Source organism: Bradyrhizobium sp. Bra64 (assembly GCF_024519875.1).
In the GTDB taxonomy this organism is placed as follows: Bacteria; Pseudomonadota; Alphaproteobacteria; order Rhizobiales; family Xanthobacteraceae; genus Bradyrhizobium; species Bradyrhizobium japonicum_G.
The window spans coordinates 1-18795 of the sequence record NZ_JALJRD010000019.1 but is presented as its reverse complement, the minus strand read 5'-3'; the positions used below and the strand labels follow the sequence as shown (position 1 = coordinate 18795).

Genomic DNA, 18795 nt, shown 5'->3' with positions numbered 1-18795 from the left:
CGATACGACGTGCAAGCTTTGTGTGCGGCCCATTGATCCGCGTATCGCAGACAAGACTCAACCTCCGCGCCCCCACGGAGAAAGTCAATTTGGGCAGAAGCCATGATCGATGTCGATAGACAAAAGGTCGGTATCAACGCGGTAACGCGCTCAAGAACGCAGCGCACCATTGGCGCTGCCTATCGGACCATTCGTCTTTTCTATCAAGAACACGATGCGCGCGTCGTTGCGCTCGGTGATCTCCACCGTGTCGCCGGTCTCCCGAATCAGGTTCGGAATGTCAATCACCGACAGGGGATCCGTGCAGTGCACCTCGAGCTGATCGCCCGGCTGCAATGGTTTGAGTGCCTTGCGTGTCTTCAGGGCGGGCAGCGGGCATTTCAGCCCCGTGAGATCGAGCGTGGTTCTGGTCATGGGCGCAACATGGCGGGGCCGGTCCGTGGCGTCAACGCAACCGGTCAGAGCAGATCGGCATAGGACAGGAAACCTACGCCCTGCCCCGGCTCGACCTTCGTAATGTCCTCGCCGAGTTCGACAAGACCGTCGGTCTCGACCAGCGACGACAACAGCCCGGCGCCTTCGCGCGGGAACTTGACCGCCTCCAGCGCGCCGTCCTCCGCGCGCCGCAGGGAGACGCGAACATATTCGCGGCGGCCGATCTTCTTCTTGTAGGAGAACGACGCGCGCACCGGGATCGGCAACAGCGGTTCCGGCAAACCACCCATCAGCGCCAGCGCCGTTGGCCGCACCACATGGACGAAGGTGACGAAACTGGCCACGGGATTGCCGGGCAGGCCGATCAGCGGCGTGCCGCCGATGATACCCATCGCCACGGGACGGCCGGGCTTGATCGCCATCCGCCACAACACCAGCGAGCCGACGCTCTCGACCGCCGCCTTGACGTGATCCTCCTCCCCGGTCGAGACACCGCCGGTGGTGAGGATCAGGTCATGCTTGCTTGCAACCTGCTTCAAGCCATTGGCGAGCGAAGCACGCTCGTCGCGCAGGATGCCGAGGTCGCTAACCTCGCAGCCGAGCCGGCGCAGCATCGCCATCAGCATGAAGCGGTTGGAATCGAACAGCTGCGAGGTCGCGCGCGGCTCGCCCGGCGAAGCCAGCTCGTCGCCGGTCGAGAACACCGCAACGCGGATGCGCCTGACGACGTCGACCCGCATCAGGCCCAACGCCGCGGCGAGCGCGACATGCTGTGGCCGCAGCCGTTGGCCGGCGCGCAGCGCGACGTGCCCTTCGGGAATGTCCTCGCCGGCGGGGCGCACATTGGCACCCGGCTTCAGCCCTGGCGGCAGCACGACCTTGCCGGCCTCATCGATCCGGACATCCTCCTGCATGAAGACGGTCCCGGCCTCCGGTGGCATCGGCGCGCCCGTGAAGATGCGCGCGGTGTGGCCGGGCTTGATGGCGGCCTGTGCAAGGCCGCCGGCCTGGATGCGGCCATCGACCGGCAAGGCGTGTTCTCCGCTTTGCGGAAGGTCCGCATTGCGCACGGCGTACCCGTCAACTGCCGAGTTCGTGAAGGGCGGCAGCGGTAGCGGCGCAGCGACGTCGCGCGCCAGAACCCGCCCATCGGCATCCACGAGCGCCACGGTTTCGAGATCGGCAATCGCATTGACGCGCGTCGTGATCAGACCAACGGCCTCGTCGACCGACATCATCGGTCCACCGAACGCAAAACAATCGTCCGACAATTGCGCCATGGTGCCTCGTCAGCGCAGCGCGGCGCTTTTTGCGACCGCTTCCTCGACCGGCATCGCCGCGGCCAGCAGCAATGCCGCGGCAGCCTCGATATCATCGAGATGGACGGTCGGCAGCCGCGATTCAATGGCGATGTCGGCCACGATCCCGAAAATTCCGGGATCGTCGGGAAACAGCAACGGCTTGCCGTTGGCGGCGCGGTGCACCTCGATCTTGCGATGCGGCTCGCGCTTGAAGCCTTCGACCACGACCAGATCGACCGCTGACAGCTTGCTCAACAGTTCCGGCAGCCGCGGCTCGGCTGCGCCGCGCAACTCGTGCATCAGCGCCCAACGGTTCGACGAGGCCACCAGCACCTCAGCCGCGCCGGCCTCGCGATGGCGCCAGGAATCCTTGCCGGGGACGTCGACGTCGAACTGGTGATGCGCATGCTTGATGACGGAGACGCGCAGGCCCTGCGCGCTGAAATGCGGGATCAGCCGCGTCAACAGCGTGGTCTTGCCCGCACCGCTCCAGCCTGCAAGGCCGATGACTTTCATAACCTCTCGATCTCCGCCAACGACGCACCTGCCGATGGAACCTCCGGCCTTTCCCCGTCATTGCGAGCGTAGCGAAGCAATCCCGACTGCCACCGCGGAAGACTCTGGATTGCTTCGCTGCGCTCGCAATGACGACAGGAGCCATTTCGCTTTCCGCCAGCATGCTTATATCGGCTTGACCCGAATGTCATGCTAACGTCGCGGCCATGATGAAGATCGACAAAGCCCCGGTGCCCCTGATCCTCCCGAATCCCGGCGATCCGCGCTTGACCCAGAGCGTGACCGGCACGGACCAGTCCGGCGCCAGGGTCGAGATCAAGGTACCGATGGAGCGGCCGCTGACGCTCTACCTGAATTCGCAGGAGATCGTCACCATGATGACGATCGGCGACTATCCGGAATATCTGGCGCTGGGCTATTTGCTCAACCAGAACATGCTGAAATACAACGACGAGGTCACCGAGGTCGAATACGACGACGACCTCCAGGTGGTCGTGGTGCGCACCACACACCACACCAATTTCGAAGCCAAGCTGAAGAAGCGCACGCAGACCTCGGGCTGCGCGCAGGGCACCGCCTTCGGCGACCTGCTCGAAGCAGTCGAGAGCGTCGCGCTGCCGAAGGCCGAGCTGCGCACCTCCTGGCTCTACCAGATGACGCAGACTATCAACACCATGCCCTCGCTCTATCTGGAGGCCGGCGCGATCCATGGCTGCGTGCTGTGCAGGGAGGGCGAACCGCTCTGCTACACCGAGGACGTCGGCCGCCACAATGCCGTCGACAAGATCGCGGGCTGGATGTACCGCCACGGCGTCGATGCGTCCGACAAGATCCTCTACACAACGGGACGGCTCACCTCGGAGATGGTGATCAAGACGGTGCGAATGGGGATTCCGATCCTGGTGTCGCGCTCCGGCTTCACCGCCTGGGGCGTCGACCTCGCAAGACAAGTCGGGCTGACACTCGTCGGTCGCACCCGCGGCAAGCGCTTCATCGCGCTCGCGGGCGAGGAGCGCATCGTCTACGACCAGAACCTCGCTTACGTCGAGGAAGAATCCGCAAAGCACAAGCGCAAGGGTGAAGGTGGTGACGACTGATCTTCCTCCGACGCAAGGCGTCCTGCTCGCCGGTGGCTTGGCGCGGCGCATGGGCGGCGGCGACAAGCCGATGCGGACCATCGGCGGCCGTACCATCCTGGAGCGCGTGATTGCGCGCCTTGCCCCCCAATGCAGCGGACTGATCCTCAACGCCAATGGCGATCCCGCACGCTTCGTCGCGTTCGGCTTGCAGGTCGTCCCCGATGAGGTACCCGGCTTCCCCGGCCCGCTCGCCGGCATCCTCGCCGCGCTCGACTGGACCGCCACGAACCGGCCGGGGGTCGAATGGGTGCTGAGCGCCGCCGGCGACTGCCCCTTCCTGCCGCGCGATCTGGTTGCGCGCTTGCATGAAGAACGCATCGCGGCCAATGCCGAGCTCGCGGTCGCGGCATCAGGCGACCAGTCGCATCCCGTGATCGGGCTGTGGCGCGTCTCCTTGCGCAATGAGCTGCGCCATGCGCTGGTCGTCGAGGACCTCCGAAAGATCGACCGCTGGACCGCGCGCTATCCACTGGCGACGGTGACCTGGCCGGCCGAGCCGCTCGATCCGTTCTTCAATGCCAACACGGTCGAGGACATCGCCGACGCAGAGCGGCTGGCGGCGCTGGATGCGGCGTCCTAATCCAGCTCAGGCCGCCAGCGGCACGGTCCACGCATCGTAGCCATAGACCCAGCTCGTATCGGTCCGCTGCTTCAGCCAGATATTGGCGCGCGAGGTTTCCTGCACCCGCGTTGTCCGCTCCTTGCGGGTCGCCTCGAACCGACGGAAGGCATCTGCGACGCCGTCACGGTCGACGCCGTCGAGACAGCGCGACAGCACGGCGGCATCCTCGATCGCCATGGCCGCGCCCTGCGCCATGTAGGGCGTCATCGGATGGCAGGCATCGCCGAGCAGCGTCACCTTGCCGTCGACCCATCGCTCCAGTGCGTCGCGGTCCATGATCGCCCATTTGTGGACATCGGGACAGGCGGCCAGCACCTGTCCGACCTGCGGATGAAAGCCTTCGAACGAGGCGCGCAGATCGCGCACGTCGCCCTTCGCGGACCAGGACTCGATGCGGAAATCCGGTTCGGGCTGACTGGTGACGAGATAGACCTCGCTGCGATCGGGCTTGACGTAATAGATCACGATGTGGCGGTCCTCGCCCCACCATTTCGTGCAGTCGTCGATCTTTTCACCGCCAAGCAGCGTGGCGGGATAGGTGGTGCGATAAGCGATGCGGCCGGTGAATTTGACCGGCGCGGTGTCGAACAGGATGTCGCGCACGGCTGAATGCACGCCGTCAGCGCCGACCACGGCATCGGCGACTACGCTTGTGCTGTTTGCGAAAGTGAGCCGGACGCCTTCTCCTGTCTCGTCGAGACCGACGAGCTTGTGGCTGAGCTTGATGCTCGCGTCCGGCACCACGCTCGCCAGCGCCGCATGCAAATCGCCGCGATGGGCCAGCAGATAGGGCGCGCCGAACTTCTCTTCCGCGCTCTCGCCAAAAATCATGTCGAACTTGATATCGCCGCTGCGCCAGTCGCGGTTGTTCCAGGAGCGCGGGTAGAAGCAGTGCTCGCGCATCCGCGCTTCCAGTCCGAGCGCGCGCAGGACCTTCATCGCGTTGCAGCCAATCTGGATGCCGGCGCCGATGCGCGCAAATTGGGAAGCCTGCTCGTAGACCGTCACGTCGATGCCGGCGCGCTGGAGCGCTGCGGCAGTTGCTAGCCCACCCATACCGGCACCGACGATCGCAACCGAAAGCGGCCTCGCCATCGCGTCCCCCACCCTGTCGCGCGGCTTGAGTGCCGCATCGTCGTGACTCTAAGCCGGCCTGAAGCCAGCACGCTCCAGCGCCGCGCGAGCCTCATTCGAGCCGAGTGCGTCCAGAAAGGCCTGCACCGCCGGCCGCTGCCTGCGCGCCGTCACCAGCGCGAAGTCATAATGCTCCTCCGCGAGCGGGATGAAACCGAGGCGGGCCGCATGGGCGACCGGCGCAATGGTCATGCCCCAGTCGGCACGGTGCTGTACGACGGCCGCGGCAACGGCGTTGTGGGAGCGCGGCTGGTTCCAATAGCCTTCCGGGCGCGCGCCGCCGAGCAGCCGGTCGACCAGGATGCGCGTGCCGGCACCCTGGTTGCGGTTGACCATGATGCAGGCAGGGTCCGCGAGCGCGGCAGCGACGCCCTGCTTCGCGCTGAGGCCCTCGAAACGCTTGTCGCCTTTCCGGAACACGATGCCCTGCATCCGCCGCCAGCCCGGCACGAGCTCGAGCCCCTCGACCAGATAGGGCGTGTTGTAAGTCTCGCTCTTGTCGTCGAACAAATGGATCGGCGCGAGATCGCACTCGCCCCGTTTCGCCGCCGCAAGCCCGCCGAGGCTGCCGACCGCGATAGAGCGCACGGTCAGCCCGGCATGCGCAAGCTGTGCAGTGACGAGGTCGAGGCCGGTGCAATGGCTGCCGACGATGACGAGATCGGGCACCCGCACATGCGGCGTGAACAGCGTCACCTCGGCTTTGGTCCCGGCGGGCATCTGGTCGGCGAGCGCGTCGATGCGCAGAAAACCGTCGGCCTGCGCAAAGGACGTGATAGCACCGGACCCCTTGCCGGAGGGATAGGCGATCAAGCCGTCCTTGCCGTCCACCAGCGAGACCATGACGAATTCGGTGCGACCGAGCTCGGAAGCGATGCGCACCGGCACAGTCGCGCTCACTTTCGCATCGGAGCGCGGCGGCAATCCGGCCATCCTGCGCAGCACCGGCACGATCATGTCGTGGAAGGTGAACATCGCCGAGGTCGGAAAGCCCGGCAGGATCACCACCGGCTTGCCGTCGCACACCGCAAGGCACAGCGGCTTGCCGGGCTTGAGCGCAACGCCATGCGCGATGATGCCGGGCTCGCCGAGCCGGCCGATGATGCGGTGGGACAGATCGCCTGCGCCTTTCGAGGTGCCGCCGGACAGCACCAGCATATCGGCGTCCGCCAGCGCGCGCAGCATCGCGGCCTCGAGCTTGGCTTCATCGTCCGGAATCGCGCCGAGGAAAATCGCCTCGCCGCCGTTCTCGTTGATCGCGGCCGCGACGATCGCGCCGTTGGTGTCGTAGATCGCAGCCGGCGGGAGAGCTTCGCCGGGCTGGACCAGCTCGTCACCGGTCGAGATCACAGCGACGCGCGGCTTGCGCGCGATGATCACCTCGGCAATGCCGCAGGCCGCCAGCATGCCGATCTCGCGCGAGCCGATGACGGTGCCGGCGCGCAGCAGCGCTTCGCCGTGCGCGATGTCGGATCCTGCATAGGAAACGAATTGCCCGGGAGACGCAGCACGACGGACCTCGATTGCGTCAAGGCCGGCCGGCTGGGTGTGCTCCACCATGACCACGGCATCGGCACCGCGCGGCAGCGGGCCACCGGTCGCGATCGGTGTTGCGGTTCCCGCCGCCACTTGCAGCACTGGCGCCGTGCCGCAGTGAATGGTCTCGCCGTTCAGCCCGAGGCGAACCGGTGCGCCTATGCCGGCCGCTGCAAGGTCCGCCGAGCGCACCGCAAAGCCGTCGACGTTGGAACGGTCGAACGGCGGCACGTCGATCGGCGCCGTGATGTCTTCAGCGAGCGCCGCGCCGAGCGCAGCATCGAGCTTGCGCGCTTCGCTCGGAAGCGCGCGTGGGAACAACGCCGCTTCGAAGCGCGCCAGGGCCTCCTCGCGGGAGAGGATCTTGAGGAACTGCTCCTGTTCGAGCGCGCCGTGGACCTGTGATTGCGGGATCATCGTCATGCCGGAATCCATATCACTCCCGCATCAGATAGGCATCGACCGGCGCGCTCGCCGCAAATCCTTCGTCGCTGGCGGGAATGAGCAGCCATGCATCCGCGCGGGCAATTGCCTGCAGCGGCCATTCGCCTACCGCAAGCGGCACCCAGGCATGATGTTCCTCGGCCAGCAGGGCGATTTCAGCGATGCCGACGCCGGATGCGATTTTTCGCGCGAGCGGCAAGGTCATCCGGCGGCGCGGCCTGCGCGCCGACAGACGATCGACGAGCGGAAGCGCGAGCGCGAGCCAGACCGCGAGCGCATGGTCAGGCGAGCCGGGCAAGGCGACGACAGGAACCTTTCCGAGCCGCCCGACCGCGGCGGTGCGTCCAGGCTGCAGGGCAAGGCCATGGGCAATCAAATCACCACGCCTGGCCAGCGCGGTGACCGCCGCATCCTTGCGGCCGACGCCGCTGCCACCGATCGTCAGCAGGAGATCGCAGGAGGAAGCATCGAGCGCCTCCGCAATCGACGCAGCATCACGGCCGCCGGCGGTATGCATCGTCACATCCAGGCCCACCGGGCGCGCGACCTCGGCGATCAAATACGCCGTTGCCATTGCATCGGGCACGTTGACGATGCGCAGCCGCGGCCGCCGCACGCTGAATTTTGTTAGACCCGCGACGCGCGCGACAAGCAGGTCGGCCGCACCGATCGGATCCCCTTCTGCGCCGGCGGGTGCGCTGTTCGCGATGTCACTGCCGGCACGCCTGACGCCCTGCCCCGGCACGCCCTCCGCCAGTACCTGGGCGAGCGGACCGGACATCTCGACGGCGTCGGCGTCGAGCACACAGTCGCATCCCGCCGGCATCGCGTCGCCGGCATCGACCCAGGCGGGCGCCATCGGCAGGAGCAGCGGTGAATAGGAGGACGCGCCGACCAGATCGTTGGCGCATAATGCCCAGCCATCCGCAGTGGTAATGTCGCGCGGCGGATAGGCCGCAAGCAGCGGCGTCCCAGCCGCGACGCAGCCGGCGGCGTCGGTCAGCGGCAATTCGACCGGTGCGACGGGATCAAGCCCGTTCAGCAACGTGGCGAGCGCGGTGTCGAGCGGCGTCAGCGATGGCGGCAGGCGCTGGGTCATGCGGCATGATGGACCATGCATCGTCCGTTTTGGCAACCGAGGGCGATGCGGAGGTCAGCCGCCCGACTTGTCCGCATTGGGGAAGAACAGCTGCTGGCCGTCGACCTTGTAGCGGGCGATCGTGGCCTGCCCCTCCGGCGAGATCAGCCAGTCGACGAATGTCTGCCCCAGTTCCTTCTTCACGTTCGGAAATTTGTCCGGGTTCACCAGCATCACGCCGTATTGGTTGAGCAGACGCTTGTCGCCTTCGACGACGACGTCGAGATCGCCGCGCTCCCTGAACGCGATCCAGCTGCCGCGGTCGGACAGCACATAGGCGTTCGCCGTGCGCGCGGCCTCGAGGGCGGCAGTCATGCCCTGCCTGGCTTCGCGATACCAGGCGCCCTTGGTGCTCGCGATGTCGATGCCGGCGACGATCCAGAGCGCGAGCTCGGCGGCATGGGTGCCGGAGCGATCGCCGCGCGTCACGAACGGCGCGCCCTTGGCCTCGATAGCCTTCAGCGCGGTCGCGATATCCTTGCCTTTCACGCCGGCGGGGTCGCTCTTCGGCCCGATCAGCAGATAGTCGTTGTACATCACGTCGAAGCGCTTTGCGCCAAAACCGTCGGCGACGAATTTCTCCTCCTGCGGCCGCGCATGCATCAGCACGACATCAACCTCCCCCCTTCGCGGTCCGTCGAGCACCTCATCGGCACGCCGTGCGATTACGGTCACCTCGATGCCGGTCTTGTCGTGGAAGATCGGCAGCAGGTAGTCGAGCAGGCCGGATTCCTGCGTCGATGTCGTCGTGGCCAGGACGATCGCGCGGTCCTCGGCGGATGACGCCGCCACGCCCGCGACGAGGCCGCAGAGAAGTGCGAAGGCAACGGACAGTCGAACGGCCATGAGCGGGTTCCATTGGAGACGGCGCGATCATGATGAGCGATTGCGCCGCGCTCATGACGCATCTGCCCATCGGCGGAAGCAACAAAAGATAGAGCGCAAATCGGATTACCACCGGCAACAGGCTTTTTACCGTGCACCCGATCGCGATGTGGCGGGGTGCCGGGAAATCTCGGCAACCAATCAACCGGCACGTTGGTTGCGAGGAAAAGCGCGACGTCCGCAAGGCCCGCACCATTCGAGCGCTGCAGATTGTAAACCCAATGCGAAATCACTGATCAGCATCTGTTGCAAAGCAGCGAGATGATCGGGCATGGTTCGCGCGGACCGAAATAGAACTGCAGAATTCCACCTGCGACGAATGTCCAAAAAGAAGCAAGAATTTGCATAGGAATGCAGGATGGAATTCCTGACGACCAGCGAAGCCGCCGACTATCTTCGGCTCGGCGAACGCAAGCTTTACGAACTCGTCACCACCGGCGCGATCCCTTGCACCAAGGTGACCGGAAAGTGGCTCTTCCCGCGGCATGAGCTCGACCTCTGGGTGCTGTCGGGCCTTGCGCGTCCGGCCGGCATGCTGATCGCGGAGCCGCCGCCGGTCGTGGGCGGCAGCCAGGACGAGCTCCTGGACTGGAGCCTGCGCGAATCCGGCTCGGGCCTGGGATCGATGAGCGAGGGCAGCGCGCGCGGGCTCGAGCGGCTGCAGCGCGACGAGGTGATGGCCGTGGCGGTGCACTTCCACAGCCTGGATGCGGCCGAGAATCTCGCCCGCGATGCCAGCGTCGAAGCGCTGCGGGCCGCTCCTGACCTGCATGATGCATTGCTGGTCGCGTTCGTGCGCCGCGAGCAGGGCCTCGTGCTGCCGCCGGGCAATCCCAAGCGGCTGCGCGGCCTGTCTGACGTGCTCGCGCTCGGTGCCAGGATGGCGATGCGGCAGCAAGGCACGGGCGCGCAGATGCTGCTCGACGTGCTGCTCAAGCGCACCGGCGCCTCGACGCGGGATTTGCGACGGATCGAGACGCCCGCCCTGACCGGGCCGGATCTCGCCGAAGTGGTCCGCGCGGGCCAAGCCGATTGCGGAATCGCGACGCGCGCGGCGGCGCGCTCGGCCGGTCTCGATTTCGTGCCGCTGGTCTGGGAGAACCTCGATCTTGCGATGCGGCAGCGCAGCTATTTCCGCCCCGCCATGCAGGCCCTGATCCGGTTCCTCGGCGAAAAACGATTGCGCCAGCGCGCCGAGGAGCTGACCGGCTACGACCCCTCGCCCGCCGGGCAAATCCGCTTCGCGGCCTGACGTTGACGCCCGCCCCAAAATAGTTGCAAAAGAAACCAATTCAGCCGGGCCATACCCGGCCAGCAACACCGGCCAACGCGCCGGACCAGGGGAGGACAAACGTGAAGCCAACGAGATTTGGACTGCCGGTCGCGGCCGCCTTCGCAGCGCTGTTGCCGGGTGCCGCAATGGCGCAGGTTTCCGACGACATCGTCAAGATCGGCGTGCTCACCGACATGAACGGTCCGGCCTCGGCGCCGACCGGCCAGGGCTCGGTGACGGCGGCGCAGATGGCGATCGACGATTTCGGCGGCAAGGTTCTCGGCAAGCCGATCAGCATCGTGATCGGCGACCACCAGCTCAAGGCCGACATCGGCGGCGGCATCGCGCGGCGCTGGTACGACGTCGACCAGGTCGATCTGATCGTCGACGTCCCGGTCTCCGCGGTCGGGCTCGCGGTGCAGAACGTCGCCACCGAGAAGAAGCGACTGTTCATCACCCACTCCACCGGCACCGCCGATTTCCACGGCAAGTTCTGCTCGCCCTATGCGATCCAGTGGGTGTTCGACACCCGCGCGCTCGCGGTCGGCACCGCGGACGCGGTGGTCAAGCGCGGCGGCGACAGCTGGTTCTTCATCACCGACGACTATGCTTTCGGCCATTCGCTGGAGCGCGACGCCTCCAGCGTCGTCACCGCCAGTGGCGGCAAGGTGCTGGGCTCGGTGCGGCCGCCGCTGGCAACGCCGGATCTATCATCGTTCGTGCTCCAGGCGCAGGCTTCCAAGGCCAAGATCATCGGCATTGCGGCAGGCCCCCCAAACAACATGAACGAGATCAAGACCGGCTCGGAGTTCGGCGTATTCAAGGGCGGCCAGCAGATGGCGGCGCTGCTGGCGCTGATCACCGACATCCACGGCCTCGGTTTGCAGGCAGCCCAGGGCCTGCTGCTGACGACCTCGTTCTACTGGGACATGGACGACAAGACCCGCGAATGGTCGAAGCGCTATTTCGCCAAGATGAACAAGATGCCGACGATGTGGCAGGCCGGCGTCTATTCCAGCGTGATGCACTATCTCAACGCCATCAAGGAGACCGGCACCGACGATCCGCTCAAGGTCGCCGCCAAGATGCGCGAAAAGCCGATCGAGGATTTCTTCGCCCGCAACGGCAGACTGCGCGAGGACAATCTGATGGTGCACGATCTCTGGCTGGTGCAGGTGAAGACGCCGGAGGAGAGCAAATATCCGTGGGACTATTACAAGATCCTTGCGACGATCCCCGGCGACAAGGCGTTCGGTCCGCCGGACCCGGCGTGCGCGATGGTGAAGAAGTGACGGCGTAGCCGCGCTGACGGTGTACCCTCTCCCCTTGCGGGAGAGGGTGGATTCGCGAAGCGAAGCCGGGTGAGGGATTGTCTCCGCGAGCGCCCATCTCGCAGCTGAATTACCGGAGAGGTACCCCTCATCGGCGCTTCGCGCCACCTTCTCCCACAAGAAGGGAGAAGGGAAGTAAGCGGAGGCGCGGTGTCCTACTTCACCACGCCGATCTCGCGAAAATATTTCATCACGCCGGGATGGATCAGCTCCGGCTTCGGCGCCGCGGCGACGGTGTTTGCCGCGGTGGTCTCGCAGGCCTGAGCGAGCTTCTTGCAGAAATTCGCCTCGATACCGTGCAGCGTCTTGGCGAGGCGATAGGCGACATCGTCCGGCAGATCCTCCCGCGTCAGCACAAAGCTCCAGGAACCGAGCGAGCCGATCGGCTCGGCCTGCTTCGGGTAGGAGCCGGCCGGCACGGTCAGCGGCTTGAGGAACGCATGCTTGGCGCGGATGCGCGTGATCTCGTCCGCGCTGGGCGCGATGAAGCGCGCGCCGGATGGGCTCGAGGCCACCGCGGCAAAGCCGGGCCAGCCGATGCCGGCGCCCCAGAGCGCTGCGACACGCCCATCCTCGACCATCGCGGGGCCGTCGCCGGCGCGGTCGAGATAGACAGCCTTGAAATCCTCGTCCTGCTTCAACCCGAGGCCATCGAGCACATAGCGCGCCAGGATCGGCAGGCCGGAGCCCTTGGCGCCGAACGCCACCGGTTGTCCGACGAGATCTGCAATCGTCTTGTAGGGGCTGTCCGCGCGCACCACGAACATGCCGGGGTTGGAATAGATCGCGGTGAGAATCCTCAGCCGTACCGGCGCACGCCCGATGCCGGCGAAGGCTTCATAGGCCGGCTCGCCCGCGACCAGAGCGAGATCGAGCTCGCCTTTCTCCAGCAGCGGAATGTTCTCGTTGCTGCCCCTGGTGTTGCGCGGCGCGATGGTGGTTTGCGGATCGGCCGCGTTCATCATGTCCGCGAAGGCGTTGCCATAGAGCGGAAAGCCGCCGCCGGGCGTCGCGGTGCCCAGGCTTATCTTGAGGCCGGGTGTCGTGGTCGGAATGGCGCTGCCTCCGGTTTGAGCGGCGGCGGGGCTCAACAGCAGCGCCGCGCCGAGAAGGAAAACAAAAGCGAATCTCATGGTCGTTCCCGGCCGCCCCGCGTCAACATCGACGTCCGACGATGTAGGCAGGAAGCGGTTTTTGTGAAAGCATGTCACCCAACGACAATAGAACAACGGGAGGCTTCATGTTGCGAATTTTGCGTAACGGTTTTTTCGGGCTGGTTTTCCTTATCTCGCTTTTCAGCGCCCCCCTTCCCGCCTACGCCGGCTATCCCGACCGTCCCGTGCACTGGATGATCGGCTTCGCCGCCGGCGGTCCGGTCGACATCGTCGCGCGGATCATGGCGCAATGGCTGTCGGACCGCCTCGGCCAGCAATTCATCGTCGAGAATCGCACCGGCTCCGGCGGCAACATCGCGGCAGCTGCTGCGATCGCCTCGCCGGCCGACGGCTATACGCTGCTGTTCGTCGCGCCCAACAACGCGATCTCGACCTCGCTCTACAAGAAGCTGCCGTTCGACTTTTTGCGCGATACCGCCCCGGTCGCCAGCATCATGCAGCTCACCAACATGCTGGTCGTCTCCAACGCGTTTCCCGCGAAGACGGTTCGGGAGTTCATCGACTATTGCAAGGCCAACCCCGGCAAGATCTCCTTTGCCTCGTCCGGCAACGGCACCTCGGTGCACATGTCGGCGGAGCTGTTCAAGGCGATGACCAAGTGCGACATGGTGCACGTGCCCTATCGCGGCTCGGCGATCGCGTTCCCCGACATCATCTCCAACAAGGTGCAGCTGATCTTCGACAATCTGCCCTCCGCGCTCGAGCAATCGAAGGGCGGCAATGTCCGCGCGCTGGGCGTGACCTCGCCGCAGCGCTGGCCGACCGTGCCGGACGTGCCCACGATCGCCGAGACCGTGCCGGGATTCGAATCGGTCGGCTTCTACGGGATCTCCGCGCCGAAGGGCACGCCACCCGAAATCGTCGAGATCCTCAACAAGGCGGTCAACGAGGCCCTGAAGGACCCGAAGCTGGTGGCGCGCCTGGCCGAGACCGGCGGCATCCCCAAGCCGATGACGCCGGCCGAGTTCGGCAAGCTGGTCAGCGACGAGACCGAGAAGTGGCGCAAGGTCGTGGCGTTCGCCGGGGTGTCGGTGGACTAGCACCGGCGATCTGCCGCGAGCCTGCAGCTCGCCAACGAGACATCGGAGGGGACGAAAGGCCCCCTCTCATCAAAAACATCGAAAACAACCCCATGCACAGTAGACGAAGCTAGCGGTTACAAGGGGTTACAGGGTGAGACGAACGAACCCCGGTGAAGGCGATTTGACCCGTCGGGCAAAACAGGACTATAAGTGCATCATCGCCAATTTCGGGTATTCGCAAATCTCGGGCATTGCTGCGCCGGCGTCCCCATCCGCCAGAGCCAGCATTGCACCCCCGCCTCCATCCCTGTAAACGAACCGCGCACCGTTGCCGGCCGCGCAGTCCCGCGGCCGTCTCGCGGCGGGGCCTGTAGCTCAATGGTTAGAGCCGGCCGCTCATAACGGTCTGGTTGCAGGTTCGAGTCCTGCCGGGCCCACCATTCCTCGAAAGATCAAAGCCTTGGCTCCCGGATGTCTGCTGGTGGGACATTTCGGTGAGGCATTTCGTCGTGTTTGTTCCCTCGTATCTGGCCGTGTCACGTCACGGCATCTACTATTTTCGATGGCCATTGCGCGTTGCAGCTTCGATCAGACACAGACCATCGAGCGTAAGGGTTTCCCTACTAACGCGCGATCCGAAGGAAGCATTGCGCTTATCACGCGTACTAAGCTATTCGGCTCTACAGTTGGTCCAGCACTGCACCGAGCGTGGAATGACTTTTGAAGAGATACGAAGGCTACTGATAACGCACTTCAGTGAAATGTTAGCGCGGCACAAACTAAAGATCGTGACTAGCGGTCGCCTCACGCTACAGGATAAGTCGGCCTTGGAGAACGGACGGGCCTTCGCTGTCGAGGAGCTAGGTGGGACTTCGCTACTTCCAGATGGAGATCACCGCACAGTTGATCGGTTCATGGAGCGATACGGGCTCACTCTAGAAGCTGGCACGGTCCCTCATATAACCCTTCGTACAGAACTAAATCGAGCGTATCGCGACTATTGCTCGTCGGTCCTCGCCTACGATCGTTCTCTTGATAGCTATCAATTTGAGAATGAGACAGATACCACGTCTAGCGCAGATCGCAGTGCTGTTGGCTTGCCTTACATTTCGCTACAGCAACTCATAGAGCGCCATACGAAGGACAGCAATCTTGGTACGCAATGGACGCCGAAAACACAGCATGAGAAGGCCGATCATTTCGCGCTACTTACTGAACTGCTGACATCAGATAGAGACGTTACGAAGGTCTCGATTGCAGATGCTCATCGCGTCAAAGATACGCTGACGAAGTACCCCAAGAATCGTCGCAAAGACGCGAGGACGCGCGATCTTACGCTGCTCGACGCACTCAACGTTCCGGACGTACAGACCATCAATGTACAGACCATCAATAAGTACCTACAGACTTACGGTACGATGTTTAGCTGGGCAAAGCGCAACGGCCTCGTCAGCAACAACGTAATTTGAGGGACTACATATCCGACTGACCAAGAAACAGTCGAAAATCGCTCGCACCGGATTCACCGACGCACAGGTGCAGACAATCTTGAGCGAACTGCTGAACAACACCAGCGGACTTGTGCAGTTAGATTATCAGAAGTGGGGCCCGCTGATCGCTCTTTATTCCGGAGCGCGGCTGAATGAGATCGCACAGATTCATCTTACTGACATCCGACAGAAGGAAGGCGTGTGGTGCTTCGACCTGAACGACGACGACGAGACCAAGAAGCTAAAGACAGATGCATCGCGCCGCGACGTACCAATTCACTCGCGATTGATCGAGCTTGGTCTACTAGACCACGTACAGAAGCTACGTACCGAAAATGCTCAGAAGCTATTTCCCGGCTTTCAATACGACGCAAAGAACGGATGGGGACGCAGCCTTGGCCGCTGGTTCAATGACCGGTTTCTTGTGAAGACCGGCCTAAAGGATAAAGGCGTTTCGTTCCACGTCTTCCGACATACAGTGGTGACGAGGTTGTTGCAGGCGGGGATTGAGCAACCGTTGGTGCAGACCATTGTTGGTCACGAACGACAGGGCGTGACGCAACAAAACTATTTCACTATGGGATACACGCTGAACCAAAGGCGCGATGCGATTGAAAGGCTGCGCTTCGACTGCCCGACGCCATCCGTTGACGGAACGGGCTTAGAAGAAGCCAGGAAGGGCGCTGAGCGAGTTGCTTAAACCCGGCGCGGCATAACTAATTTCCAAACAGCGGCGACCTTGGCGCTCTCCTTACGACGTCAGCGAGCCGGTTTAGGTGGAGGCGGATATGGAAGTGATCGTGGTCGTTCTTCTGGCGGGCGTAGCTGGTTATTTTTTTCTCAGGCACGCCACCGAGCGAGGCAGGAATGCGGTCCGCGCTTATCTCTATTTGAATGCAATTCGTGATAGGCACTCGGTCGAAGAGGCGAACCAGATGGCTGGCGGACATGCCTACAGCCGCTCACCAGAAGCTATTCGCGGCGCTAAGCTGTATGCGCAGGTGTTATACGGCGGTAAGCAACTGTCGATGATAGCGGACGCGAAACGGCAGGGATTTGTACTACGCTGACTAACATCGGCAGACAGAAATCCGCGTGGCAAAGTACGACCCGCTGAACGACTATCTCTGCACGCAGAATTTACAGAAGTTCGTACTGAGCTTCAAAGAGATCTAAGACATCATTGGCGATCAAATGCCGCCTAGTCGCACCGCCCTCAATGGTGGGAACGTTACAGACCCAAATTCTTTCTCACGTACAGGGCATGGCTGGCCGCTGGCTACAAGGCTCAACCGATCAGACAAGGGTCGCTGTGAGAAGTCGCGATAATAAATAGTTGTCGGAAAGCATTGGGGCGAACTTGCTTACGATACCAGCTTACGGTGTTGACGTTAGGGCTAGCCCGCACTCGTCACGCGGTCGAAGCCGCGACTGCTGTTAAAGCGAGCGTGGCCATTATCTAGAGTACTAGCAGCTACGCTGTATAATCTTAGGTACTAGCAGCTACGCTGTATGAGTTAGATAGTATTATATATATAATATATCTAGTATCACTTAGTGATACGTGAGTTGTGTTGTATCCTTCCCCTCTTACTTTCTTTAGACCGATACACCAAAGCGGTGCATCGGACTTTGCAAGTAAGTGGAGCGATACAAGACGTTCACTGGATAGCGTCATCACTTGAGCGCATACATTGAGCGTGTTTGTAGAGCCTTCCCTATATTCCTAATAGGGAGGTAGCCGGCAAAATGATGGAAGCGTGTTGACACTTCGCGAGCAAGCCGCGCCAAGCGTTCTCAGCGGATCAGCGAGCTTCGCTGAAGCGTCTTGCCGGACACCGCCCACCGTTCTCCCACAAATTGGAGACGCCCTCAGCGAGCTTCTCTGAGGCCACGGTCCACCTCAATCTATCAGTCCGAACTTGGCATCTCGTTCGATTTCAGCGGCGCTCCGCTTCGGCTTGCTTGTAGTAGAACCTGTGATCTGCGCCTTTGCTGCTCGTGCATTCAGAACTCGATACACGGATGCACGTCCGATCTGTAGCTTCCCTGCAATCGCTGTTGGTCCAAGACCTGTAGCTTGCAACTCGCGAACCTGCGCAGCGTCCACTGAAGGCTTGCGGCCCTTGTACACACCTCGTGCCTTTGCCTGAGCAATACCCTCTAGTTGCCTTTCTCTACGCAAGTTCGTCTCGAATTCAGCGAACACGCCGAGCATGTCTAAGAAAGCTTTCCCGGCTGCCGTGCTAGTGTCGATAGGCTGTTCAGTAGCTCGCAGGGCAACACCCTTCTCCTTCAGAGATCGTACAATGTCCTGTAGGTCTCCTATTGAACGAGCCAGACGATCAATCCGTGTAACGACTAGTGTGTCACCCTTCCTCATGAAGTCGCGCAATGTTGCAAGCGCTGCTCGGCCCTTCGTGCTTGTGCCGCTTGCCTTCTCCTCACGTATGATCTCGCACCCGGCTGCCTTAAGTGCGTTCAGCTGCAAGGTCAGGTCTTGATCGGCGGTGCTCACGCGAGCGTATCCGTACATCGTCATGCGAGATCGTCCTTTGTCTCACTAGAGTCTAGACCTTGAATCGCATAACGTCTCAAAATTGTAAAGCGACTTGTATGAGACGCTGCTCATGTCTCACGTCAACGTCTCGCTAGCCTATACCCTAATAGACGGTGCGAGACGCAAGCACACATCGCTCAATCAAAAGACTGGGGTCGGCTCGCACAGGGGGTGGCGGGGGAAAGTCCACGAGCCTTTCTATCTATATGCCCGCGCAAAATTTTGGGTGATTTTCGCTTGGAACTGTATTTACTCAACCGACACTTGCATTCGTTTCGCGGACGCCAAATGCCTGCTCCTCCAGTAATTAGTGTAATCTATTCTGAGCTTAATGCGTCCGTCCCGGGCATCGTTTGTTGCGCCGGTTATGAATTGGGGCAATGGCGGACCGCTCGATTAGCAAAGCACTTGCTTGATTGGCTACCTGACTGCGCTTTGACCGCCGAGGAAAAGTCAGCCATCGAGCCACTTCAACCCTACAGAACGCTCGAAACAGCAGCGCGCAGATTCTTCAAGGTTGATGCAAAAGGTCCGAGAGGCGAACTCGGTGAGCTTCTAATTCACGCACTCTGCGTTCAAGAATTTAAGACGCGCCAGTTCGTGGCACGCCTGTTCTATAAGATGCGCACCAACAACACCATTACTGGCTTTGATATTGTCCATCTAAAGCATGATGCTGCGACAGACGATCTAGAACTTTGGCTTGGTGAAGCGAAGTTTCATAAGGACTTCGATCAAGGTAAGCGCTGTTCAGCGGCCACCTACCGGATGATGGGGTGATCTGCGAGTCTGCG

Annotated in this window: 18 protein-coding genes and 1 tRNA gene; 10 read left to right on the top strand and 9 right to left on the bottom strand. The window is 62.6% G+C overall.

Going from position 1 to position 18795, the window contains the following annotated elements; all coding sequences use genetic code 11:
* Positions 1-150: 150 nt before the first annotated feature.
* The 3 genes from NR187_RS31860 to mobB are packed head-to-tail and all read right to left on the bottom strand — an operon-like array spanning position 151 to position 2252.
* The gene (locus NR187_RS31860) at positions 151-414 is read right to left on the bottom strand and encodes a sulfurtransferase TusA family protein (RefSeq protein WP_211381815.1); all 264 of its coding nucleotides are present in this window, start codon (positions 412-414) and stop codon (positions 151-153) included.
* 44 nt (positions 415-458) lie between these two features.
* On the bottom strand, positions 459-1715 hold the full coding sequence (gene glp, locus NR187_RS31855) for a gephyrin-like molybdotransferase Glp (protein WP_256809047.1): 1257 nt from the start codon (positions 1713-1715) through the stop codon (positions 459-461).
* Between the two features lie 9 nt (positions 1716-1724).
* On the bottom strand, positions 1725-2252 hold the full coding sequence (gene mobB / locus NR187_RS31850; protein WP_211381813.1) for a molybdopterin-guanine dinucleotide biosynthesis protein B: 528 nt from the start codon (positions 2250-2252) through the stop codon (positions 1725-1727).
* A 206-nt stretch (positions 2253-2458) separates the two neighbouring features.
* Here mobB and fdhD point away from each other — a divergent pair, with 206 nt between their 5' ends.
* Entirely contained in the window at positions 2459-3349 is an 891-nt protein-coding gene (gene fdhD / locus NR187_RS31845) for a formate dehydrogenase accessory sulfurtransferase FdhD (protein WP_256809046.1), read from the top strand.
* Entirely contained in the window at positions 3330-3971 is a 642-nt protein-coding gene (gene mobA, locus NR187_RS31840) for a molybdenum cofactor guanylyltransferase MobA (protein ID WP_211381811.1), read from the top strand. Before fdhD ends, mobA begins: the two co-directional genes overlap by 20 nt.
* Before the next feature lie 6 nt (positions 3972-3977).
* Here the strand turns inward: mobA and NR187_RS31835 are convergent, their stop codons facing one another.
* Genes NR187_RS31835 through NR187_RS31820 form a run of 4 tightly spaced genes read right to left on the bottom strand, consistent with a single transcriptional unit; the run spans position 3978 to position 9111 of the window.
* On the bottom strand, positions 3978-5108 hold the full coding sequence (locus NR187_RS31835; protein ID WP_211381810.1) for an FAD-dependent monooxygenase: 1131 nt from the start codon (positions 5106-5108) through the stop codon (positions 3978-3980).
* Positions 5109-5156: 48 nt separating this feature from the next.
* Entirely contained in the window at positions 5157-7106 is a 1950-nt protein-coding gene (locus tag NR187_RS31830) for a molybdopterin biosynthesis protein (RefSeq protein ID WP_256809045.1), read from the bottom strand.
* A gap of 13 nt (positions 7107-7119) precedes the next feature.
* The gene (locus NR187_RS31825) at positions 7120-8226 is read right to left on the bottom strand and encodes a molybdopterin-binding protein (RefSeq protein WP_211381808.1); all 1107 of its coding nucleotides are present in this window, start codon (positions 8224-8226) and stop codon (positions 7120-7122) included.
* A 54-nt stretch (positions 8227-8280) separates the two neighbouring features.
* Entirely contained in the window at positions 8281-9111 is an 831-nt protein-coding gene (locus NR187_RS31820) for a substrate-binding domain-containing protein (RefSeq protein WP_211381807.1), read from the bottom strand.
* Between the two features lie 397 nt (positions 9112-9508).
* Here NR187_RS31820 and NR187_RS31815 point away from each other — a divergent pair, with 397 nt between their 5' ends.
* Both NR187_RS31815 and NR187_RS31810 read left to right on the top strand, forming a co-directional pair.
* Positions 9509-10402, top strand: coding sequence for a helix-turn-helix transcriptional regulator (locus NR187_RS31815; RefSeq protein WP_211381806.1), 894 nt, complete (start codon positions 9509-9511; stop codon positions 10400-10402).
* Positions 10403-10503: 101 nt separating this feature from the next.
* Positions 10504-11715 (top strand): ABC transporter substrate-binding protein, encoded by a 1212-nt coding sequence (locus NR187_RS31810; RefSeq protein WP_211381805.1) that lies wholly within the window; start codon positions 10504-10506, stop codon positions 11713-11715.
* 194 nt (positions 11716-11909) lie between these two features.
* On the opposite strand, the gene NR187_RS31805 is transcribed toward NR187_RS31810, so the two are convergent.
* Positions 11910-12887: a TAXI family TRAP transporter solute-binding subunit gene (locus NR187_RS31805; protein WP_211381804.1), complete on the bottom strand. Its 978-nt coding sequence runs from the start codon at positions 12885-12887 to the stop codon at positions 11910-11912.
* Between the two features lie 107 nt (positions 12888-12994).
* Between NR187_RS31805 and NR187_RS31800 the strand changes: the two genes are divergently transcribed.
* The 5 genes from NR187_RS31800 (at position 12995) to NR187_RS31780 (ending at position 16511) form a co-directional block, all read left to right on the top strand.
* Entirely contained in the window at positions 12995-13969 is a 975-nt protein-coding gene (locus NR187_RS31800) for a tripartite tricarboxylate transporter substrate binding protein (RefSeq protein ID WP_256809037.1), read from the top strand.
* Between the two features lie 346 nt (positions 13970-14315).
* Positions 14316-14391: transfer RNA gene (locus NR187_RS31795), tRNA-Ile, on the top strand.
* A gap of 273 nt (positions 14392-14664) precedes the next feature.
* Entirely contained in the window at positions 14665-15420 is a 756-nt protein-coding gene (locus NR187_RS31790) for a hypothetical protein (protein WP_256809036.1), read from the top strand.
* A gap of 67 nt (positions 15421-15487) precedes the next feature.
* Positions 15488-16141 (top strand): site-specific integrase, encoded by a 654-nt coding sequence (locus tag NR187_RS31785; protein ID WP_372703287.1) that lies wholly within the window; start codon positions 15488-15490, stop codon positions 16139-16141.
* Between the two features lie 88 nt (positions 16142-16229).
* Complete coding sequence (locus NR187_RS31780; protein WP_256809032.1) at positions 16230-16511, top strand: hypothetical protein; 282 nt, start codon at positions 16230-16232, stop codon at positions 16509-16511.
* Between the two features lie 833 nt (positions 16512-17344).
* Here NR187_RS31780 and NR187_RS31775 read toward each other — a convergent pair.
* A complete protein-coding gene (locus NR187_RS31775) occupies positions 17345-17983 on the bottom strand; it encodes a recombinase family protein (RefSeq protein WP_372703286.1) in 639 nt (212 codons plus the stop codon).
* Between the two features lie 306 nt (positions 17984-18289).
* On the opposite strand from NR187_RS31775, the gene NR187_RS31770 reads away from it, so the two are divergent.
* The gene (locus tag NR187_RS31770) at positions 18290-18781 is read left to right on the top strand and encodes a DUF1837 domain-containing protein (RefSeq protein ID WP_256809089.1); all 492 of its coding nucleotides are present in this window, start codon (positions 18290-18292) and stop codon (positions 18779-18781) included.
* Positions 18782-18795: the final 14 nt, after the last annotated feature.

Excerpts from the sequence above, each read along its gene's own strand:
- NR187_RS31860 (WP_211381815.1), bottom strand. The coding sequence starts at position 414 with ATGACCAGAACCACGCTCGATCTCACGGGGCTGAAATGCCCGCTGCCC.
- glp (WP_256809047.1), bottom strand. The coding sequence starts at position 1,715 with ATGGCGCAATTGTCGGACGATTGTTTTGCGTTCGGTGGACCGATGATG.
- mobB (WP_211381813.1), bottom strand. The coding sequence starts at position 2,252 with ATGAAAGTCATCGGCCTTGCAGGCTGGAGCGGTGCGGGCAAGACCACG.
- fdhD (WP_256809046.1), top strand. The coding sequence starts at position 2,459 with ATGATGAAGATCGACAAAGCCCCGGTGCCCCTGATCCTCCCGAATCCC.
- NR187_RS31835 (WP_211381810.1), bottom strand. The coding sequence starts at position 5,108 with ATGGCGAGGCCGCTTTCGGTTGCGATCGTCGGTGCCGGTATGGGTGGG.
- NR187_RS31830 (WP_256809045.1), bottom strand. The coding sequence starts at position 7,106 with ATGACGATGATCCCGCAATCACAGGTCCACGGCGCGCTCGAACAGGAG.
- NR187_RS31825 (WP_211381808.1), bottom strand. The coding sequence starts at position 8,226 with ATGACCCAGCGCCTGCCGCCATCGCTGACGCCGCTCGACACCGCGCTC.
- NR187_RS31820 (WP_211381807.1), bottom strand. The coding sequence starts at position 9,111 with ATGGCCGTTCGACTGTCCGTTGCCTTCGCACTTCTCTGCGGCCTCGTC.
- NR187_RS31815 (WP_211381806.1), top strand. The coding sequence starts at position 9,509 with ATGGAATTCCTGACGACCAGCGAAGCCGCCGACTATCTTCGGCTCGGC.
- NR187_RS31805 (WP_211381804.1), bottom strand. The coding sequence starts at position 12,887 with ATGAGATTCGCTTTTGTTTTCCTTCTCGGCGCGGCGCTGCTGTTGAGC.
- NR187_RS31800 (WP_256809037.1), top strand. The coding sequence starts at position 12,995 with ATGTTGCGAATTTTGCGTAACGGTTTTTTCGGGCTGGTTTTCCTTATC.
- NR187_RS31790 (WP_256809036.1), top strand. The coding sequence starts at position 14,665 with ATGACTTTTGAAGAGATACGAAGGCTACTGATAACGCACTTCAGTGAA.
- NR187_RS31780 (WP_256809032.1), top strand. The coding sequence starts at position 16,230 with ATGGAAGTGATCGTGGTCGTTCTTCTGGCGGGCGTAGCTGGTTATTTT.
- NR187_RS31775 (WP_372703286.1), bottom strand. The coding sequence starts at position 17,983 with ATGACGATGTACGGATACGCTCGCGTGAGCACCGCCGATCAAGACCTG.
- NR187_RS31770 (WP_256809089.1), top strand. The coding sequence starts at position 18,290 with ATGCCTGCTCCTCCAGTAATTAGTGTAATCTATTCTGAGCTTAATGCG.